This is a genomic window from Cellulosilyticum sp. I15G10I2, from assembly GCF_900095725.1.
Classification (GTDB): Bacteria; Bacillota; Clostridia; order Lachnospirales; family Cellulosilyticaceae; genus FMMP01.
In genome coordinates, this window is the sequence record NZ_FMMP01000015.1 from 1 (window position 1) to 25828 (window position 25828).

Here is a 25828-nt window from a genome sequence, read left to right on the forward strand (position 1 = left end):
ACGCGGCGTCGCTGCATCAGGCTTGCGCCCATTGTGCAATATTCCCCACTGCTGCCTCCCGTAGGAGTCTGGGCCGTGTCTCAGTCCCAGTGTGGCCGTTCACCCTCTCAGGCCGGCTATGGATCGTCGCCTTGGTGGGCTGTTATCTCACCAACTAGCTAATCCAACGCGGGTCCATCCTATGCCGATAAATCTTTGCCACCAAAGTCATGCGACCTCGGTAGATTATGCGGTATTAGCAACAATTTCTCGTTGTTATCCCCCTGCATAGGGCAGGTTACCCACGCGTTACTCACCCGTCCGCCACTAACTAAGAGAGCAAGCTCCCTTAGTCCGTTCGACTTGCATGTGTTAAGCACGCCGCCAGCGTTCATCCTGAGCCAGGATCAAACTCTCATATAAAAGTTTGTCCAACAACTAATAGTTGTATTTGACTTAATTACTTGTACGTTGTACATATAGTACTTGTACTTGATTCGAACTTCAATAATGAAGCTCTTTTGAATCGACTGGTTTTATGGTTACTATTTTATTTTCAATGTTCAATTTCACTGCTTATTCGCTGTAATTATAAGCACTGTGCTCGTGAGCACTTTTACTATTATACTTAAGTGTATTACATATGTCAACACTTTTTTTATTTTTTTTGTTTTTACTACATTTACAAAAAAAATAGAGCGGAGAAGGAGGGATTCGAACCCTCGCGCCGGTTTCCCGACCTATACCCTTAGCAGGGGCACCTCTTCGGCCAACTTGAGTACTTCTCCGAATTAAATGTATTTAAATATGTTATAACCTTTTAAGGTTCTACCACTTAAGGCAAAATCTATATTACCAACTTTTCTTCTTTATGTCAAGCCTTTTTTTTAAATATGTTTTACCTATTTAAAAATATCCTTACATTAAAAATGTAAGGATATAATTTGTTGGAATACTTTGTAGATGTTTCACTTTAATATCACCAAAATGTCTTACTACTCATTACTAATATACTTTTGTTATTTGCACATAATAAAAATATTAATATATAATTAAAATAATATAAGACGTATACATTATATGTGGTGTGTATAATATACCATGTATAATATACTATACACTGTATATAATAGTATACAATGTATATACTATTTTTTATACCATAATGAGCAATTACTTATTTTACTGATTACTAACAACATCTTCTATATTATAATACCATTTTTATTATATTATTACAATTACTATTTATTCATTTCTGCTTATTTTTATGTGGCTCTATCTACTTCTATTTTACTATAGTAACCGCCTGATGTCCCATCTGTTCCCAAGATTTCTGAAAAGAAACTTTTTCAATTATTCTGTTTGGCTTTCCATATAACGGATCGTTAATATATATATTATTTTGGTCAAAACCAGTTATAACAACTGCATGCTGTCTCTGCGTTACTTTTACGATCCCCGTAGGTGTATGCCACATCTGAAAAGAGCTCTCCTCTAACGGTTTATATGTAGAATTTGTTACTACCCAAACTGGATAGCCGTTAGACACAAAGTAAAGAACATCTTCAAATTCTAACCCTGTAATATCAATAGCCTTTTCTTTAAAGTATTGATCAGCCAGCTCTGCAATTGGTCCATGATATACACCATATCCATGATTTTGCCTATTATACATATCTCCTACAAACCCATCATACGGATTGCCAAAATATATGCGCCCAGTATTATCGATTTTATAAGGCGTCGTATCTTTTCTTATTTTATCTGCCAGCTCCATTTTATTTATCTTTAACCCATGATACTTAAATATCATAGCAAGCGATGTTACTTCACAGCCTCTTGGAAGTTCTGGAAGTTGCAAAACAACAGGCACATCCATTTTTATTTTTTCAGGAAGTTCTGCTTGCTCTTCCCATATTGGCTTATCGTCGTTATTATAATAAATCTTATTATGACCATTTCTTTTGGCGTATCTCATTGCACTGTCAAATACTTCAAAATCATGTATCGCTGTATCTGTTATAATAATAAATGGCGCTAATGTACTATAAATCCATTCATTATTATCTTTATCTACAACTACACTTCTTCCTATATCTTTTGCTTTTTTTATAGCTTCTTCTTTATTTTCAAATTCCTCTATGGTTTTACCTGATTTTTTTATAATGTAATGTCCGTCCGGCGTCTGCTTATTAATAAAAGCAGGCAGTGTATCAGGACTATTAATAATTATATAATATCCGTATACACCGCCTACACTAAATACAAGTAAAATAATGAAAAAAACAATTAACTTTTTCATCTATTCCTCTTGAGGATGTTCCTCAGTTTGTTCTTCTATAATATCTTCTTTAACCTTTTCCATACATACTACCTGTACGCCTTCTGACACATTAATAAGCTTAACGCCTTGAGCATTACGTCCCACCGAGGATATTTGAGCAACTTGAATACGAATAATAATACCTTGAGAAGTAATAAGAAGAAGTTCATCATCTTCTTTAACAGCTGCTATTCCAATAACATTACCTGTTTTTTCTGTTATTTTATTAATTCTTAGCCCCTTACCTCCACGTCTTTGCGCTCTAAACGCTTCGATAGGTGTTCTTTTTCCTAATCCATTTTCTGTAGCAGTAAGGATCTGTTCTCCTTCTTGTGGCACAGTAGCACCAATAACTTCATCTTCTTCTGCAAGATTAATCGCCCGTACCCCTCTTGCTGTTCTACCCATCGGTCTTACATCTGTTCCTTCAAACATAATCCCTTGACCTTTTTTTGTACATACTAAAATAGCATCATCTGAGGTTGTTTGATAAACACCCATAAGTTCATCTTCTTCTGCCAGTGAAAGAGCGATAAGTCCACCTTTTCTAATATTCTTGAATGCACTTAAAGGAGTCTTTTTAATTTGTCCAAGTTTTGTAATCATCGTTAAGTACATATTATCCTGGTACTCTTTAATTGGAAAAACTGCACTTATTTTTTCATCTTTATCAAGTTCAAGTAAGTTAATAATAGCCATACCTCTTGCAGTCCTACCGCCTTCTGGTATTCTATAAGCTTTAATACGATAAGCTTTTCCTTTGTTAGTAAAGAACATAATATAGTTAAAGTTAGTTGTTACAAAGAGTTGTTCAATAAAATCTTCCTCTATTGTATTAACCCCAATAATACCTTTACCACCTCTATGTTGATTTTTATAAGTATCTAGAGGAATACGTTTGATATAGCCTAAGTGTGTAATAGTAACAACAATATTTTCTTCATCGATAAGATCTTCTATATCATATTCGTCCTCATCAATTGTAATATCTGTTCTTCTGCCATCTCCATATTTATCTCTTATTTCTACTATTTCTTCTTTGATAACAGAATAAAGCTTATATTCACTTTCAAGTATAGATCTAAGATATTTAATTTTTTCCATTAGTTGATTATATTCTTCTTCTAACTTTTCTCTCTCAAGTCCAGTTAGAGCACGAAGTCTCATTTCGACGATAGCTTGAGCTTGAATTTCTGTAAGATCTATAGCTTCTATAATCTTTTCTTTTGCTTCTTGAACTGTTTTTGAAGATCTGATAAGAGAAACAATTAAATCAATTTTGTCTAGTGCTTTTCTAAGCCCCTCTACAATGTGGGCTCTTGCTTCAGCCTTATTTAAATCAAATTGTGTTCTTCTTGTAACAACTTCTTTTTGGTGCTTTAAATACTCTTCTATCATTTGTTTTAAGTTGAGTACTTTAGGCTCATCATTTACAAGTGCTAACATATTAATACTAAAAGTATCCTGCATTTGAGTATACTTATAAAGTTGATTTAAAATAACATTTGCATTGACATCTCTTCTAAGCTCTATAACGATAGACATACCATTTCTGTCTGACTCATCTCTTAAATCAGTAATGCCTTCTATTTTCTTTTCTTTTACGAGATCTGCTATTTTTTCAATAAGCTTTGACTTATTAACCATATAAGGGATTTCCGTTACAACAATTCTAGACTTTCCTGCATGCATATCTTCGATTTCAGCTTTAGCCTTTACTTTTACTTTACCTTTGCCAGTTCTATAAGCTTGTTCTATACCGTACTTTCCATAAATAGTTGCTCCTGTTGGAAAATCCGGAGCTTGTATAATATCCATAAGCTCTTCTATTTCAGTTTCTCTAACTTCTTGTTCTTCATTTTCTCCCATGTAGTTGTCTATCATTTTAACAACGCCATTAATAACTTCTGTTAAGTTATGAGGAGGTATACTAGTAGCCATACCTACAGCAATACCAGATGATCCATTCACAAGTAAATTAGGATATCTGGATGGAAGAACCACAGGTTCTTTAGCTGATTCATCAAAGTTTGGTCTAAAGTTTACTGTTTCTTTATCTATATCAGCAAGCATAGCATTTGTCATTTTACTCATACGTGCTTCTGTATAACGCATGGCAGCAGCGCCATCTCCATCTATTGACCCAAAGTTACCTTGACCATCAACTAAAGGATATCTGGTAGAGAAGTCTTGTGCCATACGTACCATTGCATCGTAAATAGAAGAGTCACCATGTGGATGATACTTACCCATGGTATCCCCAACAATACGTGCTGACTTTCTATATTGTTTATCTGCCCATAAATTAAGTTCACTCATCGCATATAAAATACGCCTATGAACAGGCTTTAACCCATCTCGTACATCTGGGAGGGCACGAGATACAATAACGCTCATAGCATAATCAATATAACATTTTTTCATTTCTTCCTGTATATCTACAGAAATAATTCTATCGTACGTTGTATCATTTATATCCATTTACTTTTCTCCTTGCCCTTCTAGATATCTAAATTTGTTACTTTTGGAGCATACTCATGGATAAATTCACGTCTTGGTTCTACCTTATCTCCCATAAGTGCTGTAAATATTTCATCAGCAGCTGCTGCATCATCTAAATTTACTCTAACAAGTGTTCTTGTCTCTGGATTCATTGTAGTCTCCCAAAGTTGTTCGGGATTCATTTCTCCAAGACCTTTGTATCTTTGCATACGGCTAATACCGGTTCGGCCTACTTCTTCTAGAATTTTTTCTAATTCTCTGTCATTATAAGCATAATGTTTTTTCTTGTTTTTTTCTACCAGATAGAGTGGTGGCTGAGCAATATAAATATGATCCTGCTCAATAAGTTCTCTATAGTATCTATATAAAAATGTTAAAAGAAGTGTTCTGATATGAGCACCATCCACATCGGCATCGGTCATCAGAATAATTTTGCCGTATCTAACTTTACTTATATCAAAATCATCACTAATCCCTGCCCCAAAAGCAGTAATCATATTTCTAATTTCCTCATTCTCTAACATTTTATCAAGTCTAGCTTTTTCTACATTTAAAATCTTACCTTTAAGTGGTAGTATCGCCTGTGTTTTAGGTGAACGGGCACCTTTTGCTGAACCACCCGCGGAATCCCCTTCGACGATATAAATTTCACACTTTGAAGCATCTTTTTCTGAACAATCTGCAAGTTTACCAGGAAGTGCATTGCCTTCTAGTATACTTTTACGACGTGTCAGATCTCTTGCTTTACGTGCAGCATCACGTGCTCTTGCTGCCATTAAACCTTTTTGAATAACCATTTTCCCAACAGTTGGGTTTTGTTCTAAGAAATAAGTAAGCTGTTCACCAAATACAGTTTCTACAGCACCTCTTGCCTCACTATTTCCAAGTTTTGTCTTAGTTTGTCCTTCAAATTGAGGTTCCCCTATCTTAATACTTATGATAGCTGTCATACCCTCTCTTATATCTTCACCACTAAGATTTTTATCTGCATCTTTCAAAATACCCATCTTTCTTCCATAATCATTTAAGGTTTTGGTAATAGCAGATCTGAAACCTGAAAGATGTGTACCACCTTCGGTTGTATTGATATTATTTACAAAACTGAAAATATTCTCAACATAACTGTCATTGTGTTGAAAAGCAACTTCAACCATAATACCATCTTTTTCACCTTCACAGTAAAAAACTTCTGGATATATAGTAGTCTTATGTTTATGAAGGTGACCGATAAATTCTTTAATACCACCCTCATAATGGAATACTTTGCGTTTTTTCTCTTCTTCTCTTAAATCTATAAGTTCAATTTTTAGTCCTTTTGTTAAATAAGCTGTTTCTTTTAATCTTTGTTGTAGTATTTTATAATCATATATTAATTCTTCAAATATCTGAGCATCAGGTTTAAAGTGTACAAATGTACCTGTTTTATCTGTTTCTCCAACGACTGTCAGTGGCTGAATAACATCTCCCCTTGAGAATTTTTCTTCATGTATTTTTCCTTCTAAATGAACTTCAACAGTAAGCCATTCTGAAAGGGCATTTACAACAGATGCACCTACACCATGTAAACCACCTGATACTTTGTATCCGCCTCCACCAAATTTCCCGCCTGCATGAAGAATAGTAAATACAACTTCAACTGATGAAATTCCTTTTTGGGGATGTATGCCAACTGGTATACCTCGACCATTATCTAAAACAGATATTGAATTATCTTCATGAATAGAAACTACTACTGTATCACAATAACCTGCTAATGCTTCATCAACCGCATTATCCACTATTTCATATACGAGATGGTGAAGACCTTTAGAAGAGGTACTCCCAATATACATACCAGGTCTTTTACGTACCGCCTGCAGCCCCTCTAATATTTGAATTTGATTTTCATTATACGTTGCTGCCATAACTAAGATCTCACTCCTTTTATAATTACAAATAGACATAGTAATCCAACATTTATTATACATCAAAACACCCATAAAGGCAAATTAACGCAAAATTATATATTAAATTACTACATTTCTATTTCTTTTACATTTCCTTCTTTTACATAGTATAGTTTTCCTATTTTTTGTGTATTCCATACACTTTGTTCTATTCCTGTACAAGTTATAAGTGTTTGAATATTCTCTGTATATTTAAATAAGTCTTTTTGTCTTTTATCATCCAACTCTGATAATACGTCATCTAGTAAGAGAATAGGTTCTTCCCCTATATATTTCGTCATAATACTAAGTTCTGCAAGCTTCATAGATAGAACTACTGTTCTTTGCTGACCTTGTGAACCATATATTTTTACATCCATCCCATTAATAAGAAAATTCAGATCATCTCTATGAGGTCCTATAGACGTAGTTTGATATAGGATGTCTTTTTCTCTAAATTTTAGCATCTTAGATTGAAATTCATCCGAGTTAATACTCGGTTCATAAACTACTTCTAAATTTTCTTTGCCGCCCGATATATCTTCATGAATACGTTTTGCAATTATATTGAGTTCTTGAATAAACTCTGATCGTTTTTTAATAATCTCTTTTGCATATTCTTCAAGCTGTATATCCCAAATATCTATAATAGACATGTCTTTGTTTTTTAAATATTGTTTAAGTGCTAAATTTCTTTGTTTTAAAACTTTATGATACTGTTTTAAGGCATGATAATAAAGTTTATCTATTTGACATAATTCAATATCTATAAATCTTCTTCTTTCTTTTGGACTGCTTTTTACAAGCTGCAAATCCTCTGGTGAGAACATAACAATATTAATACATCCAAATAATTCACCTAATCTATGAATAGGCATTTTATTAATTGCTGCTGCTTTAGATTTTTGACTTAAATGAAAATCTATTATATCATCAATAAAGTTTTTTTGTAAGCTGACCATCACATGAGCGTATTCACTCCCCCATCTGATAATTTCTTTTTCCTTATGCGTTCTATGAGATCTAGCTGTAGCACAAAGATAAATAGCTTCTAAGATATTAGTCTTTCCTTGTGCATTATCACCTTTAAAAATATTAATACCTTTATCTAATTCTAAATCAAGTTTAATATAATTTCTAAAATCTTTTAGAGACAGCTCTTTGATATACATAAAAGCTCTCCTTCATAATTATTTAACTTTATAAGTCTCTCCATCAAATTCAACTAGGTCACCACTTCTTATTTTCTTTCCTCTTTGGGTGCATATTTCATCATTAACAAGAACAAGTCCTTGTGCAATGAGAAGTTTTGCTTCGCCACCACTTTGGACCATATTAGTAAACTTCATCAGCTGATCAAGTTTTATAAACTCTGTAGTAATTGTAATTTCTTTCATCAAATAAATCTCCTTTTATTATATTTTCTAAATCAGAACTAACAAATCGCTCTATGATTCATAAGTGAACTCTAGAGCGATTTAAAACTTTTATGCGCGCATTTATGCGTTTACACGAATAGGTAATATTAAATATTTATAATGGTCACCCTCTTTAGGTTTAATAATACATGGCGTAAGTGAAGATATAAAATGTATATATATTTCTTCATCATCTATTGTTTTTAGTGCATCAATTAAATATCTTGGATTAAAAGCTATAACTAATTCTTTACCTTCAAGTACTACATCAAGTTCTTCTCTAGCAGTACCAAGTTCAGTATTAGAAGTAATAATCATCTTATCTCCATCAATTTCTATTTTGATCGGATTTTTTTTGCCCTCTCTTGAGATAAGAGCAGCACGTTCTATACTCATTAAAAAATGTTTTTTATCTACTAAAATTTTAGTTTCATAGTCAGAAGAAAAAACTTGCTCATATTTTAAGAATTCACCTTCTAGTAATCTAGATACAACTTTACTTTCTCCTAAGTCAAATAAAACATGCTTATCTTCAAAGTAAATCGTAACAGGCTCATCTTCTTCAGCAGATAAAATCTTACTAACTTCAGCCAGTGTCTTTCCTGGGATGACAACTTCTACATCCCTATTCTCAATTGAGAGTGGTGTCTTTCTGTAAGAAATACGATAGCCATCTACAGAAACCATATTTAAATTGTTATCCTTTATTTGCAGCATTTCTCCTGTAAGTATAGGCCTTGTCTCATCTTGTGCAACAGAAAAAATAGTCTGACGAATCATCTCTTTTAAGGTAAGCTGATCGATTTTACACGAGTTAAGCTTTTCTACATTAGGAAGAGCTGGGAAATCTTTTCCTGATTGTCCAGCTATTTGAAATTTTGATTTTTCAGTTGTTATAGCCGTCATAAAGTTATTATTAGATGAAATCTCTATGACTTCCCCCGACATTTTTCTGATAATTTCTGAAAATATTTTTGCTTCTAAAGCAATAGATCCTTCTTCTTGAACTTCTGCATCTATAGTACTTTCTATGCCAAGCTCAAGATTATTTCCCACAAGTGTTAATTTATTATTAGAAGCTTTAAGTAATATACATTCTAAAATAGGTAATGTGGTTTTAGTTGAGCAAGCTTTTAGTACGGTATTAATACTATTTAATAAAATATCTTGCCTGCAATAGATATGCATGTGGATATCTCCTTCCTGATAAAACAATACAATAATTAAAGTTAATTTAGCAATTATAGTAATAGGGGGTGTGGGTAATGTGTATAAGCTAAACAAACGCTTTATAGTCTTCTGAATAAGCATGTATATATGTATGTGGATTAAGTGGAGTTAAATATCAAGGTTACCCACAGTATCAACAATTTGTAAAAATACTTTAATTAATCCACATATAGTTAACTTTAAGTTCACAGGGATACACACAGCACTATTTAGACGTTATTTTAGATTCAAGTTCATTGATAATTTGAGAAAGCTCTACGTCAGTTTGTAACTCTTTGGAGATTTTTTCAAATCCATGAATAATAGTCGTATGATCACGACCACCAAATTTTTCACCTATTTTAGGCAACGATAAATCAGTTAATTTCCTGCATAAGTACATAGCTATTTGTCTTGGATAAGCAATACTTCTGGTTCTCTTAGACGATTTTAACTCTTCTTGTTTTAAGTGAAAAAAGCTCGCAACAATTTCTTGAATATATTCAGCTGTGATAACTTTTGGCTTGTCCTTGGAAATAAGATCCTTAAGCGCTTCATTAGCAAGCTCTACGGTTATAGGCTTGTTCGTTAAAGAAGAAAATGCCAGGATACGATTAAGAGCACCTTCAAGTTCACGAATATTAGAGATAACAGTTCTCGCTATAAAAAGAAGCACGTCTTCAGGCACTGATAAACTTTCGATTTCTGCTTTTTTACGTAAAATAGCTATTCGTGTTTCTAAATCTGGACTTTGAATATCCGCAATAAGTCCCCATTCAAATCGTGATCTTAACCTATCTTCTAAAGTTTCAATTTCTTTAGGCGGCCTGTCACTTGAAATGATAATTTGTTTATTAGCTTCGTGAAGGGTATTAAATGTATGAAAAAACTCTTCCTGGGTTCTTTCTTTACCAGCTATAAATTGAATATCATCTATAAGAAGGACGTCTATATTTCGATATTTATTACGAAAGCTTTCATTTTTATCATCTCGAATAGAATTAATAAGCTCGTTTGTAAATTTTTCAGAAGATGCATAAAGTACTTTAGCATTAGGATTTTGATCCAAAATATAATGGGCAATTGAATGCATAAGATGGGTTTTGCCAAGTCCTACGCCTCCATATAAAAACAGTGGGTTATAGGCTCTTGCTGGTGCCTCGGCTACGGCGAGTGCTGCTGCATGGGCCATACGATTACTGTTACCAACTACAAAACTATCAAATACATACCTAGGATTAAGCGTACTTTGATTGTTTAATGGATCTTGAAGCTGATCTGATTTCTTAGCATTTTTCTTTTCTATATTACTTTGTTCGTTAGGAAGCACAAATTTTATAGCATACTCCTTATTTAAGATTTGGAGTGCGCTATTACGGATAAGTTCTAAATATCTTGTATTTAGAATTTCTTTAGTAAACTCATTTTTAACACCGAGTATGAGAGTATTATCTTGTATATCAATTATTTGAGTATTTTTAAACCAAGTGCTAAAACTTACACTTGATGTTTCAATTTCAATGATATTAAGAATAGCGCCCCATTGCTTTTCATATAGCGATGACATTGTCAATCCTCCTAAACACACAATTTATACACAAGTTATTCAAGTATTGTCAACATGTGAATAATTTAATCAACATATATGGTAAAATAAAACATATTTTTTAGATGAATAAAGAGAATAAACAAGTTGTGGATAATTCTATTCAGGCAAAAAATATGAAGATATTAGTAAAAAAAACAAAAAAAAGAGAAAAAATATAAGTTATACACAAGGTTATCAACAGAATGTGAATAACTTATTTAAATTAACAACTTATCTACAGGTAATTTAATAATATCAAATTACCTGTGGAAAAGCAACCTTTATACAAAAATATCCACAGGCAGAATAGTCAAAAAAAGTGTGGATATGTTGTTTAATAGATATAGATATAAATGTTTAAATAAAAATGATAAAGTTACCATATTTTATATAGAAATTATAGGAACTAGTGCTTGACTAGTATTTACAAATCTTCTATACTATGAATAGTGCTTATTTATTTTTTATAATTTGTGTGTGATTTTTTTTTGCAGGATGATAAATTGTTTTTATTCATTAATAATTTATCATTCGATGTGCGTGTTGTGTGATTACTCTGTTCATTAAGGAGGTGCACACTATGAAAATGACTTTTCAACCAAAGAAACGTCAAAGAAGTAAAGAACATGGTTTTCGTAAAAGAATGAGAACAAAAAACGGCAGAGCAGTAGTAGCTAGAAGAAGAGCAAAAGGTAGAAACAAACTAACAGCATAGAACAAGGCCGCATTTGTGGCCTTGTTTTGCCTTATGTAAATTTAGAGGTACATTAGATGAAATATACAGAATCACTAAAAAAGAATTATGAGTTTAGGTTAGTCTATAGAAAAGGAAAGTCTTTTGCGAATAAGTATTTAGTTCTATATAAATATAAGACTAATAATGAAGTTAATAAATTAGGAATATCAGTTAGTAAAAAGGTTGGCAATAGTGTAGTACGCAGCAGGGTTACTAGGCTGATTAGAGAAAGTTATAGACTAAATGAAGAAAAAGTACAAGGTGAAGGCTGGATTTTTATTGTTGTTGCGAGAACTAATGCAAAGGGCGCTTCTTATGATGAAATTGCATCAGCACTTATTCAGCTATTAAAACAGCAGAAAGTATATGATAATTGTATATAATTTTTAAATAATATGATATAATTTGCTACAGAAAGGATATTAAAGGTGAGTGAAATACCTAGACGCGTAGCACTAATGCTTATAAGATTTTATCAAAGAGGGATATCACCCATGCTTGGAAACAATTGTAGGTTTGTTCCAACATGTTCACAATATACTTATGAGGCTATACAAATTCATGGTTTTTTAAAAGGGACTTTTTTAGGCATAAAGAGGATTTTAAAATGTCATCCCTTCCACCCTGTAATGTATGACCCAGTACCAGAGAAAAAGGTCTTATTAAATAATAAGAAAAATCAGGAGGACTAGAATGGGAATTATTAATGATTTTTTTGGAGCAATGCTCAATCTTATATTTGAAGGAGTTGTAGCAGTATCTCCAGTAGCTACTTTAGGTATATCAATTGTTATATTTACTTTAGTAACACGTTTGCTTTTAACACCACTTCAATTATCTTCACAAAGAACTTCTCGTGGGATGAGTAAACTTCAGCCAGAAATGCAGCGTATTCAAAATAAATATAAGAATAAAAAAGATCAAGAGTCTCAGCTTCAATATAGTAATGAAATGAAGGCCTTATATAAGACTTATAAAATTAATCCACTCGCAGGCTGCCTGCCACTGCTTATTCAATTTCCGCTTATTATTGCATTATTTAATGTACTTCGTGAACCAGCAAGATATATTAGAATACTTGGTGAACAGTATAGTAATATAGCAAAAACGATAATAAGTAATGTTCCTAATTATCAGGAGCTATTAGAAGGTTTTAAGAAAGCTGTTCAGACAACTTCTCGTGTAGAATATGATATTACGCAAAGCGATCAATTAGGTAATTTCCTTAGTCATTTAAATAGCAGTCAATGGCAGGAATTCTTAAGTCAAGTGAATGTAGATGCAAGACCACTTTTAGAACAAACGTTAAAAGCTAAAGAGCAATTTGAAGTATTTTTAGGGGTTAACTTAATAGATACGCCATCTTTACTGATTAAAGGTGGTATGTGGCTTGCATTATTAGTTCCGCTTATTGCAGGAGCTTCAACGTATATATTTTCTAAAATTACAATGGCAAGTTCTGCAGCTATGCAGCAGTCGGCAACCAATGCAGACGGTACGAAGCAAGTAAATACTACAGAATCAATGATGAAAACTATGAATATCATGATGCCTGTTATGACAGGGATGTTTTCTTACACTATGCCTATAGGCTTGGCTGTTTATTGGATTTCTGGTAATATTATTATGATGGGACAACAGTGGTTTGTAAATAAAATAGTAGTTAAGCAAGAAGCAAAACTTGAAGAAAAGATTAAAAAAGAAAGAGAAGAAGAGGCTAGGGCAAAAAAATTAGTTAAGAAAAAGGTCATTAAGAAAGTACCTGTTCAGAAGAAAACAACTGAAGAGAATGAGAGTATCCAAAATGAAAGTAATAAACAATAAATTTATAAAAAACCTGGGGGTATTCGTATGAAGTTCATAGAAAAAGTTGGAAGAACTGTTGATGAAGCTATAACAGAAGCACTTATAGAATTAGGTGCTAGTACTGATGAAGTGATTATTGAAGTTATATCAAAAGGTTCAAAAGGTTTATTAGGTTTTGGTGCAAAAGAAGCTAAAGTAAAAGTAACACTTAAAGAAGAAGCTAAAGTAGATATTGATTTACTTGAATCTCCAGTTAAAGTTATTGAAAAGTCAGCAGTACCTAAAAAAGAAATAAAAAAAGAGACTAAAAAAGATTCAGAAGATGCAGTAGTTGTAACGCCACAAGAGCTTACAGAGGTTATAAATCTTGCAGAGGATTTCTTATATAAATTATTAAAGGAAATGTCTGTTGAATGTACAATTAAATCTAAGGTTGTCAATAATAACAGAATCTCTATAAGTATAGAGGGTAATAATATGGGGATTATAATAGGAAAAAGAGGCGAGACTTTAGATGCTATACAGTATATAGTTAATATCATTGCTAATAAAAAAAGAGAAGAATATATTAAAGTAATGGTAGACACTGAAAATTATCGAGCTAGAAGAGAAGAAACACTTAGAAAGCTTGCCTATAAACTTAGTAAAAAAGCACAGCAAACTAAAAAACCTATTATATTAGAGCCAATGAATCCATATGATAGAAGAATTATTCATGCTGCGCTTCAAGATAGTAAAATAGTAAAAACTCATAGTGAGGGAAGAGAACCTTTTAGAAGAGTAGTTATAAGTCCGACTTATCAAAATAGATCGTATAGATAGACCCAGTTTATACTGGGTTTTTTTTTAGAAAGGATGAATATCATGATATTTGATGATACTATAGCTGCTATTTCTACACCCATAGGAATAGGTGGAATAGGTATTATTAGAGTAAGTGGGAATGATACTATTCCTATAGTTAATAAAATATTTCGCGCTGGTAGTAAAAAATCTCTTTTAGATACAGCATCTCATACAATTACCTATGGACATATAGTAAGTTTGGAGGGTAATGTTTTAGATGAAGTACTTGTTATGCTGATGAAGGGGCCGAAAACATTTACTAGGGAAGATGTTATTGAAATAAATTGTCATGGCGGCCCAGTTCCGCTTAATTGTGTACTCATGGAGCTTATTAAAGCTGGAGCAAGACTTGCAGATCAAGGTGAGTTTACTAAACGTGCTTTTTTAAACGGTCGCATAGATCTTGCACAAGTAGAAGCAATTATGGATATTATAGAATCAAAAACTGAGCTTTCATTATCTCAAGCAGTTGGACAATTGGAAGGAAAGTTATCAAAACAAATTAAGATATATCAAGATATGTTAATTCAAATAATAGCCAGAATAGAGGTATCTATAGATTATCCAGAATATGATATGGATGAGCCTATTACCAGTGATTTTGAAGAAGAGTTAAAGGAATTACTTGATAAACTACGCATCTTGCTTAAAACAGCAGATACTGGAAAAATGATAAGAGAAGGGGTAAAGACAGCCATAGTGGGAAGGCCAAACGTTGGCAAATCTTCTTTATTAAATGCTTTACTTGAAGAGAATAAGGCAATTGTTACAGATATTCCAGGTACTACAAGAGATGTCGTTGAAGCATATTTAAATATAGAAGGGGTACCTTTTTTATTATTAGATACAGCTGGAATCAGAGAAACAGAAGATATAGTAGAAAAAATAGGGGTTGAGAAATCAAAAACATCTATTGAGGAGGCTGATTTAGTTTTAGTTCTCATAGATAGTAATGAAGGAGTTACAGAAAAGGATTTAGAAATTTTACGTCAAGTAAAAGATAAAAAATTATTTTTTGTTCTTAATAAAACTGATCTTGGAAACCATATTTCCCAAGAAATAATTAATAAGTATTTACTTGAAGGGGAAATAGTTTATATATCTGCAAAAAAGCAAAAAGGACTGGATGCGCTTAAGGTGGCAATGAAAAATTTTGTAGTCAAAGGGCAGGTATCTATAGCAGGCGGGGTAACTTTATCTAATAGAAGACAGAAAGAGTCACTCCTTCACGCAATTACAAGTTTAGATAAAGTAATTGAAGCTATTGAACTTGGGCTTCCGGAAGATTGTCTTGCAATAGATTTGCATGATGCTTATGGGCATTTAGGTATGATAGTAGGAGAAGCATTAAAGGATGAAATCATTAATGAATTATTCGGCAGATTTTGTTTAGGAAAGTAGGAGATTAAGATGACGTACACTGCAGAAAAAATAGATATAGCAGTAATAGGAGGAGGACATGCTGGCTGTGAAGCGGCACTTGCTGCAGCTCGCATGGGTAAAAAGACTGTTCTATTTACTATGTCTTTAGATAGTATTGCAATGATGCCATGTAATCCTAATGTTGGAGGAACTTCAAAAGGGCATTTAGTTAGAGAAATTGATGCACTTGGTGGTGAAATGGGAAAGAATATAGATAGAACCTATATTCAATCTCGTATGTTAAATACTGCTAAAGGACCGGCCGTTCATTCACTTAGAGCACAGGCTGATAAGTTAAAATATACCAGTACTATGAAACGTATTTTGGAGCAAACTGAAAATCTTTATATTAAACAGCAAGAGATAGTAGATATTTTAGTAGAGGATCAAAAGATTGTCGGTGTCGTAACTAATAGAGGTGCAGTGTATGAGTGTAGCGCTGCTATACTTGCTGGAGGGACCTATATACGTTCTAGATGCCTTACAGGAGAATGTATAGAATATACAGGACCTAATGGGCTTAAAACTGCAAGCGAACTTAGTGAATCGCTTAAAAAGCTAGGTATAGAGCTTAGACGTTTTAAAACAGGAACACCTGCTCGTGTTGATGCAAGATCAATTGATTTTAGTAAGATGGAACCACAGCATGGAGATGAAATAATCGTCCCTTTTTCTTTCGAAAATAAAGAAGAAGATATAAAAAGAGAGCAATTTCCATGTTATTTAACTTATACAAATGAAAAAACCCATCAAATTATTCGAGATAATCTTCATCGTTCACCCCTTTATGCTGGTGTTATTGAAGGAACAGGACCTAGATACTGCCCATCGATTGAAGATAAAGTTGTTAGATTCGCTGATAAAGAAAGACATCAGATATTTTTAGAGCCAGAAGGTGAAAATACAACGGAAATGTATGTACAAGGTATGAGTTCTTCACTTCCGGAAGAAGTACAGTTTGCGATGTTAAGATCTATTAAAGGCCTTGAAAATGTAGAAATTATGAGAATTGGATACGCTATAGAATATGATTGTATAGACCCTCAGCAGCTAAAACATTCTTTAGAGTTTAAATCTATAGAAGGATTTTTTAGTGCGGGGCAAATGAATGGTAGTTCAGGTTATGAAGAAGCTGCAGCTCAAGGGTTAATAGCTGGTATTAATGCAGTACTTAAAGTTAATCATAAAGAGCCAATGATTATAGATAGATCAGAAGGTTATATAGGTGTTTTAATTGATGATCTAGTGACTAAAGGTACAAAAGAACCGTACCGTATGATGACTTCAAGAGCAGAATATAGGTTGCTTTTAAGACAAGATAATGCAGATCTTAGGCTTACTGAAAAAGGTTATAAAGCGGGGCTTTTATCAGAAGAAAGGTATCAAAAGTTTCTGGCTAAAAGACAGGCTATAGACGAGGAGCTTATTAGGTTGAAAAATGCTTATGTAGGGACTAGTCAAAAGGTCCAAGATATACTTAATGATAAACAAAGTACACTTTTAAGATCGGGCATGGCTTTATCGGAACTTTTAAAGAGGCCAGAGCTTGAGTATGACGATTTTAAAGAAGTAGATCAAACAAGGCCAGAACTTCCAAAAGATATTATTCATCAGGTGATGATAGAACTTAAATATGAAGGATATATTTCAAGACAGCTTAAACAAGTTGAGCAGTTTAAGAAACTTGAACGTAAACTAATACCTGATGATATAGATTATGATGAAGTGTATAGCTTAAGAATAGAAGCTAAACAAAAACTTAAACAAATTAGACCTATATCTATTGGTCAAGCATCACGCATATCGGGTGTATCACCAGCAGATATTTCAGTACTTTTAGTTTATTTGGAGCAGAAAAGAAGAAATAATAAGAACGTGGAATCATAAGAAAGAGGCTAGAAAATGGATGAAAGAAAGTTATTATTTGATGGTGCTTATACGCTGGGAATATCTCTTAGTGAAATTCAAATAGATCAGTTTATGCTATATAAAATACTGCTCTTAGAGTGGAATCAAAAAATGAATCTAACAGCTATTACTGAAGACTTTGAAGTTATTACGAAACATTTCTTAGATTGTTTAACGATTAATAAAGCCCTAGATATGGCGCAAGTTAAAACATTAATAGATATTGGGACAGGTGCAGGTTTTCCTGGTCTTGTTATCAAAATAGCTTTTCCTCATATTAAGGTTACTTTAGTTGATTCTTTAAAAAAGAGATTAACTTTTTTAGAAGAAGTTATTATGCAGTTAAGATTAGAGGGAGTAGTTTGTGTACATCAAAGAGCTGAAGATTTAGGAAAACAAAAACAGTATAGAGAAGCATTTGATGTATGTGCATCGAGAGCTGTAGCTCATCTTGCAGTACTGAGTGAGTATACGATACCTTTTGTTAAACTTGGTGGTTACTTGATTGCACTTAAGGGACAAAGGCTGGATGAGGAACTTCAGCAAGGAAAAAAAGCTTTAGAAATATTAGGCGCAACGTTAGAAGAAATAATAGATGCAGCAGTACCAGAAACGGATCTTAATCATCGTATAGCAAAAATAAAAAAAGTAAAATCGACAGCACTAAAATATCCAAGAAAAGCTGGAGAACCTACTAAGATGCCTCTAGGTCTAAATAAGTTGTAAAATGACTTTATTTCATTGGTATATAGTATATTTTTATCTTGATTTATATAAATTTAGAGCGTAATTATAGTTTTTTTGGGAAAAATATGATATACTAAATTTTAGCAAAAATTGTTGTCTTAGAGGGGAGCAGTAACAAATGCAAAAACATTTAAAAATAGAATTAATCCCAGTAGACCGTGTTAGGCCAAATCCTTATCAACCTAGAAAGGTATTTTCTAATGCCGCCCTTCAGGAACTAGCAAATTCTATTTTAGAACATGGACTTATGCAACCTATCACTGTAAGAATGATAGGAAATTCTTATGAATTAATAGCAGGAGAGAGAAGATTAAAAGCATCTAAGCTTGCTGGCCTTGAAACAATACCTGCAGTAATAGTAGAAGTTACAACTAAAGACAGTGCTGTACTTGCCCTTATAGAAAACTTACAGCGTGAGAATCTTAATTTTTTAGAAGAAAGTCAAGCTTATTATACTGTTATGCAAGACTATGGCTACACGCAACAGGAACTTGCAAATACACTTGGGAAAAACCAATCTACGGTTGCAAATAAGTTAAGAATTTTAAAGTTAACGCCACTTATTCAAAAAATGCTTTTAGAAAATAATTTAACTGAACGGCATGCAAGAGCGCTCTTGAAACTACCAGATGAAAGTGCGCAGCTCATAGCCATTGAGAAAATAGTTAAACAAGATTTAAATGTTAAGAGGACTGAACAACTTATTGAGCAAATGCTGGTTGAACTTACAAAAGAAAACATGATTAAGCACAAATCTACTCAAAAAGTAAAATCTTACATAAAAGATATACGACTTGTTACTAATACAATTACACAAGCAGTTGATATGATCCAAAAATCAGGTATTGATGCTAAATATACAATGAAAGAACAGCCAGATGGTTATGAGATTAGAATTAAGATACCTATAAATTAATCATTAAGCAGCTAATATACTTAATTTAGTAGTATAATAGCTGTTTTTAGTTATAAAAAGGTTTAAATATAATTTATCTAGTACATAATTTAAAGATAGACATAAAATAACTAGTTTATAATTTATTAACTTGCTATAGGCTAAATATTTGATAAAATATAATAATATAGATTTCACATGCTAAAATTTTAGTTTTTCCCAATAATATGTGATGTGAAATTACTCTGAGAATCATTAATATTAAAGAGAAATAATACAGATAGAGGAGAAAATTAAATGAGAAATTTTAAGTTAGAGCTCGCGAAGCTTTTAAGTGATAAGTTAAGCAGCTTATCTCAAGAAGAAATATATGGCATGTTGGAGATTCCTTCTAATACAAATATGGGAGACTATGCATTTCCTTGTTTTAAACTTGCCAAAGAACTTAGAAAAGCACCGCCAATAATAGCTAAAGAGCTATCTGATCATATAGGAGAAGTCGCATTTATTGCTAAGCATGAAAGTGTTAATGCATATGTTAACTTTTTTATAAATAAGACTTTATTAGTAGAAGCAGTATTAAATGAAGTATTAAGTCAAGGAAAAGATTATGGACTAGCGAGTCAGAAGGATAAAGGCAACATCGTTATTGATTATTCTTCTCCTAATATAGCAAAGCCTTTCCATGTAGGCCATCTTCGTTCAACCGTTATAGGACATAGCCTATACCGTATACATGAAGCATTAGGCTATAAGTGTATTGGTGTTAATCATTTAGGAGACTGGGGTACACAGTTTGGTAAGTTAATTGTAGCCTATAAAAAGTATTCTAGTAAGGAAGAAATAGAGCAAAAAGGTATTTCAGAACTTCTTAGAATTTATGTGTTATTTCATGATGAAGCTAAAGAAAATCCAGAAATGGATCAAGAAGCAAGAGATTATTTTACAAAAATGGAAAAAGGAGATAGAGAAGCTCTTGAACTTTGGAAATGGTTTAAAGAAGTAAGTTTAAATGAATTCCAAAGAGTTTACAATATGCTGGGCGTTACTTTTGATAGTTATAATGGTGAAGCCTTTTATAATGATAAAATGGATATAGCAGTTAAAGAACTTGAAGAAAAAGGGCTTATAGAAGTAAGTGAAGGTGCAAAAATTGTACGTTTAGATGATGAAAATATGGCGCCTTGTCTTATTACAAAAAATGACGGGAGCTCCTTATATGCAACACGTGATATTGCGGCAGCAAAATATCGTAAAGATAGCTATGACTTTAAGAAGTGTATTTATGTTACTGCACTTCAACAAAATCTGCATTTTGCACAATGGTTTAAAGTTATCGAAAAATTAGGGTATGATTGGTCTAAAGATTTAGTGCATGTGCCTTTTGGAATGGTAAGCATGGAAGGTGGCAAGTTATCCACACGTGCAGGTAATGTTATCTTTTTAGAAGATATCTTAAAGGAGGCTGTGGATAAGACCAAATCTATTATTGAAGAAAAGAATCCACAACTTCCAAATAAAGAGGAAGTTGCTATGAAGGTAGGTATTGGAGCTGTTATCTTTGATGATATGTATAATAACATTATTAAAGATATTCAGTTCTCGTGGGAGCGTGTACTGAACTTTGATGGAGAAACAGGACCTTATGTACAATATACTCACGCGAGAGCATGTAGCGTACTTAAAAAGGCTGGATTGGATTTAAATAACATACCTCATTTTAAGATCGACTACAATATAATTTCAGATGATGCTACAGTAGGAATAGTTAAGGAACTTGCAGAATTTAGTGAAGTTATCCAATCAGCAGCTGCAGGTTATGAGCCCTCTTATATTGCAAGATATGCAGTTGATTTGGCACAAGCATTTAATAAATTTTATCATGATAATCCTATTTTAGTAGAAGATGAAAATGTTAAAAATTCACGTCTTGCTATTGTAGCAGCTACAAAATATACGATTAAGAATGCCTTATATTTATTAGGTATAGATGCACCATTACAGATGTAAGATTATAAGTGTATAGAGCAAAGTTTTTTAATGCTTTATGCACTTTTTTAATCCTATTTTTTACACTTGAGTATTATTAAATAAAATAGCTTATTTAGGAGATAATATAAAGTAAGATATATTTTATCATAGATCTCACATCTTCATATTTTAGTTATTCAAAGTAATATGTGATTTGAAATCATTCTGAGAAACAATAGTGTTTCTCTTTAAGTTTACATAATATATATCTTTTATAAATCTAGATAAGGGGATGTTTAATGAATAAAGAGGCTCTTTTACTATATAATCCTTGTTGTGGACAGAGAGAAGTTTTATTAAATCTTGACTATATTACATCTAGAGTTCAAGATATGGGATATAATTTAAAGGTATATAGAAGTAAATTTGCTGGATCTATTGAAAGGTATATCATAGATAAGGTTGATTATCTTAACTTAGATATGATGATCGTTTCAGGGGGAGATGGTACTGTCAACGAGTGTGTGAATGGCATGATGAAAAAAAAATTAAATATACCTTTAGCAATTCTGCCTCTTGGAACGGCTAATGATTTTGCGCATACGTTAGGAATTCCGAGTAAATTACCTTTAGCTTTAGATTTAATAGCTGATAACTATTTAAAGCATGTTGATGTGGGAAAGGCTAATGATAAATTTTTTATTAATGTTTGCAGTATGGGTGCTTTTAGTACTATTTCACAATCAACTAATGTAAATATTAAAAACCAATTTGGCAAGCTGGCATATTACGTTAAAGGATTAGATGCTATTAATCATTATGAAGCTATGAATTTAGAAGTTATGACGACTAAAGAGTCTTTTAGTAATAAGTTTTTTTTAGTACTTGTTTTTAATGGAAAAGGAGCAGGTGGATTTATGAAACTTGCCAATGAAGCGGATGTATGTGATGGTTTGTTTGACATTGTTTGTTTTAAAGATATTTATTTTTATGATATACCACCTTTATTTTTTAAAGTATTACAAGGAGAACATTTAAATAATCCTAATGTTATTTACTTTAAAACAAATAATCTATCTATAAAGAACGGTTCAATTGATAAATCATACGGAACAGATATTGATGGTGAACATGGGCCTAGTCTGCCATTAGATATTTCTGTTGTATCTAATGTACTAAGCATATATACTCCAAGACATATGAGTCACACTAGTTAATGCTGAGATATAGATAAACAACTTTTAAATTTAACTTATTATTACTATAAAGTTGTTTATCAGAATAATTTCATATTAAATATCATGGTTTAACTTTAAAATATGAAATATTTATGGTAAATCTATTACTAAATAGAGTAAGTACTCCAATTGATATGGAGTACTCACTCTATTTTTTTGATTTTTAAGGTATCATCTATTATAAATATACCCTCTTTTAATATGTTTTTATCTTCATTTTGAACAGAAAAAACAATTGTATTATTTTCTACTCTTATCATATGTACGTTGCCTGGAATTGTTATATATTTTACTGTTTTAGATAAACTTGTATCATAAATGCACAGTAAATTTATATAATCAATAAGAAGTGAATAGACAATATATTTTTCTGATAAGAATAGAGAATCTAAAATATCTCCATTTGCTACTACAATAGGTGAATCATAATAATTATTAACTAGATACAGAGTAGATGAATCTTCATTATTAATAGTATACGTGAATTTAGTATTTTGAGGACATAGTGCAATAGAGCTTGGAATAATATTTTTGCCTTTTTCTACATAGCGATGTTTATTAGGTATATTTTGATTAATAAGCATTAAGTAATATTGAGAAGGAAGTTTCTCATCTAACAATAATATATAAGGATTTTTTAAAATAAAGTACTCACTATTAGCTGAGGATACATTATGTAGCAGGGTTTTAGTGTTTTGGATCTCATTATTTGCATATAAACCATGATATCTTCTGCCCTCATCTAATTCTATTGAATAATTTAGTGTGTTTTTTTGAGGTGTATGAATATGTACGGGAGCATATTCAGTCAAGGTATTTACAATATTTAAGCTAGAAAGTATATATTGTTCATTAAGTTTATTACTAAGATAATCAGAGATTTTAATGACATGGTTATTATTAAATCTAGCATAACTAAAATTATTTGAAAAACTTATATCTATTTCATAATCTTTACTAAGGCTTAATTTGCCTTCAATAAGTGGTAAATTAAGATTAGGATTAAGAATTTCCTTACCCCAAAGTAATTCTTCCCATAAATTAGTGAGGATACTTGTGTCTTTTATTTCCACATCAGTAGATAGTATTTTGAGTGATAAGGGTTTGACATTAAAATATGCGTTAATTAAATCAGGCAGTGATGTATTAGTATAAGAAATATAATTATTGCCGATAAAAACATTAGGTAAATTTGGAGTATACGAGGTAGTCGTAATAGGTATGATTTTAGATGGATAATGAAGCTTAATGAGGTAACCATGATCTTGAGGTAGTACTTTATAGTTCCATGATGTATAGGGAGAACTTGCTTTTAATATGCTTATCCATTGATTGATATCTGATTTATCTTTTATGCTAAATAAATACTTATTATTTACATTATTGTTAGTATAGACTTCAATATAGGTTACATCAGGTTTAATATTATAGAGATATAATTTTTGAATAGGTGAACTTATATCTTCATAACTTAGGCTGCTTAATATAACTATAATAATGCCACTGGCAATCAGCCTAAGTTTTATTGCATGATTTTTTTTATCTATTAAGTAAATAAAGCTCATTAGGCAGGCGCCGAGTGGAAGTTTCAGCATGATTATTACAGAGTGTATAGTGCTAATAAAAAGATAAATCATGCATTTAAATATATAGAAAGGTTCATATTCTTCTTGATTTTTATAAACATATAGCAGACTTTGAAGAATTACACCAAATATCAATATGTATTTCATTTTGCTCTCCTCTTATTTTAAGGCATCAATATAAAATATACTATGTTTACAGTAGTAAAATTCAGGAAAGGGATATATTTTATAAGGTACTAAGTATATAGCATGAAAGACACTTCTTTTTCTAGCGATATAACTTATAGGATATTTGGGCTTGATTTGAAATTGGAAAGATGAACTTTTTTTGTTACCTTCAAATAATACATATTTCATAGTTTTTTTAGGAAGAAATTTATCGGCAATTGCTTGTCTGTTTTTATCATAGGCTTGATGGACAAAATATATCCAATTGTTTTTTTCGTCTTCTTCATATATAAAGATATAGTATTTAGAAGGTGCTTTTTCGCAACTAACCGTAATTTCTTTTATTTCAGGATCTTTTGAATCCGATAAGGATTCTATAGTAAGTTCGCCTATATTTGGGATGAAAAAGTGGTGTATTATGAATATTAGAAAATATATGATGTATGTAATAGTTAAAACTTGTAGTATATTATAAATAATTTTTGATGTTTTAAACATTATGCCTCCTTTCTTTTGTTCCACGTGAAACAATTTGAAGATTATATAGAGTTCACATTATAAAACTTTACATATTAACGATAGTATTTAATGTAAAATTATTCTTAGAAACAGTTTTACTCCATGAATAACCTAAGTTTTAAAGTTATTTCTAGATAGGACATATGTAATAAATATATTAAGAAATAAAAAAAATATACATGAATTATAAATTATAAAAAGAAAATTGGTTTATTAAAAAAGAAGTATATGATATACTCTACTTAAGAGAAAGAACAACAAAGGAGAAATTTATGGGTAAAATAGTTGCAGTTGTTAATCAAAAAGGGGGAGTAGGGAAAACAACTACTGTTATCAATTTAGCAGCGGCTCTAGTAGAACAAAATTATAAAGTACTGATAGTTGATATAGACCCCCAAGGAAATGCTACAAGTGGATGTGGTATATTAAAAAATCAAGTACAATCAACAATTTATGATGTATTAGTAAATAATGAACCTATCAAAACCGTTATTAAACAAGCTCAGCAAGAAAATATAGATGTTGTTCCTTCAAATATGAACTTAGCGGGGACAGAAGTTGAACTTGTAAATACTAAGCAGAGAGAATTTATATTAAAAACACAATTAGATTCTTTAAAAAAAGACTATGATTACATATTTATAGATTGTCCACCAGCGGTCAATATACTTACAATCAATGCATTAACAGCATCAAGTTCAGTACTTATACCTATGCAATGTGAGTATTATGCATTAGAAGGTCTTTCGCAGCTCGTTCAAACAATAGGTTTGGTTAAGAAAAATACTAATCCTAAATTAGTTCTAGAAGGCATATTATTTACCATGTATGATAGCAGAACAAATCTTTCATTTCAAGTTGTGAAGGAAGTTCAAAATCACTTTAGGAGTATTATATATAATACTAAAATTACTAGAAGTGTTAGATTGAGCGAGGCACCTAGTTTTGGTATGTCTTGTATTAGCTACGATGCAAAATCTAAAGGAACAGAACAATATAGACAACTTGCGATGGAGTTTATAGAAAGGAATCAATAATA

General features: G+C 31.8%; 21 protein-coding genes, 1 tRNA gene and 1 rRNA gene. 12 read left to right on the top strand and 11 right to left on the bottom strand.

Annotated elements, in window-relative coordinates; translation table 11 throughout:
• From BN3326_RS14125 to dnaA, 9 genes are all read right to left on the bottom strand, one after another.
• Nucleotides 1-402: ribosomal RNA gene (locus BN3326_RS14125) — 16S ribosomal RNA — on the bottom strand; the annotation flags it as partial.
• Between the two features lie 276 nt (nucleotides 403-678).
• Nucleotides 679-767 (bottom strand) — tRNA-Ser (locus BN3326_RS14130).
• A 500-nt stretch (nucleotides 768-1267) separates the two neighbouring features.
• Nucleotides 1268-2284 carry a C39 family peptidase gene (locus BN3326_RS14135; protein WP_069999897.1) on the bottom strand — a complete coding sequence of 339 codons (1017 nt, stop codon included), beginning with the start codon at nucleotides 2282-2284 and terminating at the stop codon, nucleotides 1268-1270.
• On the bottom strand, nucleotides 2285-4786 hold the full coding sequence (gene gyrA / locus BN3326_RS14140) for a DNA gyrase subunit A (protein ID WP_069999898.1): 2502 nt from the start codon (nucleotides 4784-4786) through the stop codon (nucleotides 2285-2287).
• 20 nt (nucleotides 4787-4806) lie between these two features.
• The gene (gene gyrB / locus BN3326_RS14145; protein ID WP_069999899.1) at nucleotides 4807-6711 is read right to left on the bottom strand and encodes a DNA topoisomerase (ATP-hydrolyzing) subunit B; all 1905 of its coding nucleotides are present in this window, start codon (nucleotides 6709-6711) and stop codon (nucleotides 4807-4809) included.
• Between the two features lie 110 nt (nucleotides 6712-6821).
• A complete protein-coding gene (gene recF, locus BN3326_RS14150; RefSeq protein ID WP_069999900.1) occupies nucleotides 6822-7904 on the bottom strand; it encodes a DNA replication/repair protein RecF in 1083 nt (360 codons plus the stop codon).
• Between the two features lie 18 nt (nucleotides 7905-7922).
• On the bottom strand, nucleotides 7923-8129 hold the full coding sequence (locus BN3326_RS14155) for an RNA-binding S4 domain-containing protein (RefSeq protein WP_069999901.1): 207 nt from the start codon (nucleotides 8127-8129) through the stop codon (nucleotides 7923-7925).
• A gap of 102 nt (nucleotides 8130-8231) precedes the next feature.
• The gene (gene dnaN / locus BN3326_RS14160) at nucleotides 8232-9338 is read right to left on the bottom strand and encodes a DNA polymerase III subunit beta (RefSeq protein ID WP_069999902.1); all 1107 of its coding nucleotides are present in this window, start codon (nucleotides 9336-9338) and stop codon (nucleotides 8232-8234) included.
• 247 nt (nucleotides 9339-9585) lie between these two features.
• Entirely contained in the window at nucleotides 9586-10926 is a 1341-nt protein-coding gene (dnaA, locus tag BN3326_RS14165; protein WP_069999903.1) for a chromosomal replication initiator protein DnaA, read from the bottom strand.
• 601 nt (nucleotides 10927-11527) lie between these two features.
• On the opposite strand from dnaA, the gene rpmH reads away from it, so the two are divergent.
• The 11 genes from rpmH (at nucleotide 11528) to BN3326_RS14220 (ending at nucleotide 22495) form a co-directional block, all read left to right on the top strand.
• A complete protein-coding gene (gene rpmH, locus BN3326_RS14170; RefSeq protein ID WP_069999904.1) occupies nucleotides 11528-11662 on the top strand; it encodes a 50S ribosomal protein L34 in 135 nt (44 codons plus the stop codon).
• Between the two features lie 56 nt (nucleotides 11663-11718).
• Nucleotides 11719-12066, top strand: coding sequence for a ribonuclease P protein component (gene rnpA / locus BN3326_RS14175; RefSeq protein WP_069999905.1), 348 nt, complete (start codon nucleotides 11719-11721; stop codon nucleotides 12064-12066).
• Between the two features lie 45 nt (nucleotides 12067-12111).
• Complete coding sequence (gene yidD / locus BN3326_RS14180; RefSeq protein ID WP_330389721.1) at nucleotides 12112-12375, top strand: membrane protein insertion efficiency factor YidD; 264 nt, start codon at nucleotides 12112-12114, stop codon at nucleotides 12373-12375.
• Nucleotide 12376: 1 nt separating this feature from the next.
• Nucleotides 12377-13507 (top strand): YidC/Oxa1 family membrane protein insertase, encoded by a 1131-nt coding sequence (locus BN3326_RS14185; protein ID WP_069999906.1) that lies wholly within the window; start codon nucleotides 12377-12379, stop codon nucleotides 13505-13507.
• 27 nt (nucleotides 13508-13534) lie between these two features.
• Nucleotides 13535-14311: an RNA-binding cell elongation regulator Jag/EloR gene (gene jag, locus BN3326_RS14190; RefSeq protein ID WP_069999907.1), complete on the top strand. Its 777-nt coding sequence runs from the start codon at nucleotides 13535-13537 to the stop codon at nucleotides 14309-14311.
• A 42-nt stretch (nucleotides 14312-14353) separates the two neighbouring features.
• Nucleotides 14354-15736: a tRNA uridine-5-carboxymethylaminomethyl(34) synthesis GTPase MnmE gene (mnmE, locus tag BN3326_RS14195; protein WP_069999908.1), complete on the top strand. Its 1383-nt coding sequence runs from the start codon at nucleotides 14354-14356 to the stop codon at nucleotides 15734-15736.
• A 9-nt stretch (nucleotides 15737-15745) separates the two neighbouring features.
• On the top strand, nucleotides 15746-17644 hold the full coding sequence (gene mnmG, locus BN3326_RS14200; protein ID WP_069999909.1) for a tRNA uridine-5-carboxymethylaminomethyl(34) synthesis enzyme MnmG: 1899 nt from the start codon (nucleotides 15746-15748) through the stop codon (nucleotides 17642-17644).
• Between the two features lie 15 nt (nucleotides 17645-17659).
• Nucleotides 17660-18391: a 16S rRNA (guanine(527)-N(7))-methyltransferase RsmG gene (gene rsmG / locus BN3326_RS14205; RefSeq protein WP_069999910.1), complete on the top strand. Its 732-nt coding sequence runs from the start codon at nucleotides 17660-17662 to the stop codon at nucleotides 18389-18391.
• Between the two features lie 139 nt (nucleotides 18392-18530).
• Nucleotides 18531-19328 (top strand): nucleoid occlusion protein, encoded by a 798-nt coding sequence (noc, locus tag BN3326_RS14210; RefSeq protein ID WP_069999911.1) that lies wholly within the window; start codon nucleotides 18531-18533, stop codon nucleotides 19326-19328.
• Nucleotides 19329-19604: 276 nt separating this feature from the next.
• A complete protein-coding gene (gene argS / locus BN3326_RS14215; protein ID WP_069999912.1) occupies nucleotides 19605-21317 on the top strand; it encodes an arginine--tRNA ligase in 1713 nt (570 codons plus the stop codon).
• Between the two features lie 260 nt (nucleotides 21318-21577).
• The gene (locus tag BN3326_RS14220) at nucleotides 21578-22495 is read left to right on the top strand and encodes a YegS/Rv2252/BmrU family lipid kinase (RefSeq protein ID WP_069999913.1); all 918 of its coding nucleotides are present in this window, start codon (nucleotides 21578-21580) and stop codon (nucleotides 22493-22495) included.
• Between the two features lie 164 nt (nucleotides 22496-22659).
• Here BN3326_RS14220 and BN3326_RS14225 read toward each other — a convergent pair whose 3' ends face one another.
• Nucleotides 22660-24249 carry a hypothetical protein gene (locus BN3326_RS14225; RefSeq protein WP_069999914.1) on the bottom strand — a complete coding sequence of 530 codons (1590 nt, stop codon included), beginning with the start codon at nucleotides 24247-24249 and terminating at the stop codon, nucleotides 22660-22662.
• 12 nt (nucleotides 24250-24261) lie between these two features.
• On the bottom strand, nucleotides 24262-24768 hold the full coding sequence (locus BN3326_RS14230) for a hypothetical protein (protein ID WP_069999915.1): 507 nt from the start codon (nucleotides 24766-24768) through the stop codon (nucleotides 24262-24264).
• A 293-nt stretch (nucleotides 24769-25061) separates the two neighbouring features.
• Here BN3326_RS14230 and BN3326_RS14235 point away from each other — a divergent pair, with 293 nt between their 5' ends.
• Nucleotides 25062-25826, top strand: a complete 765-nt coding sequence (locus tag BN3326_RS14235; RefSeq protein ID WP_069999916.1) for a ParA family protein — start codon at nucleotides 25062-25064, stop codon at nucleotides 25824-25826.
• The last annotated feature ends 2 nt before the right edge of the window (nucleotides 25827-25828 follow it).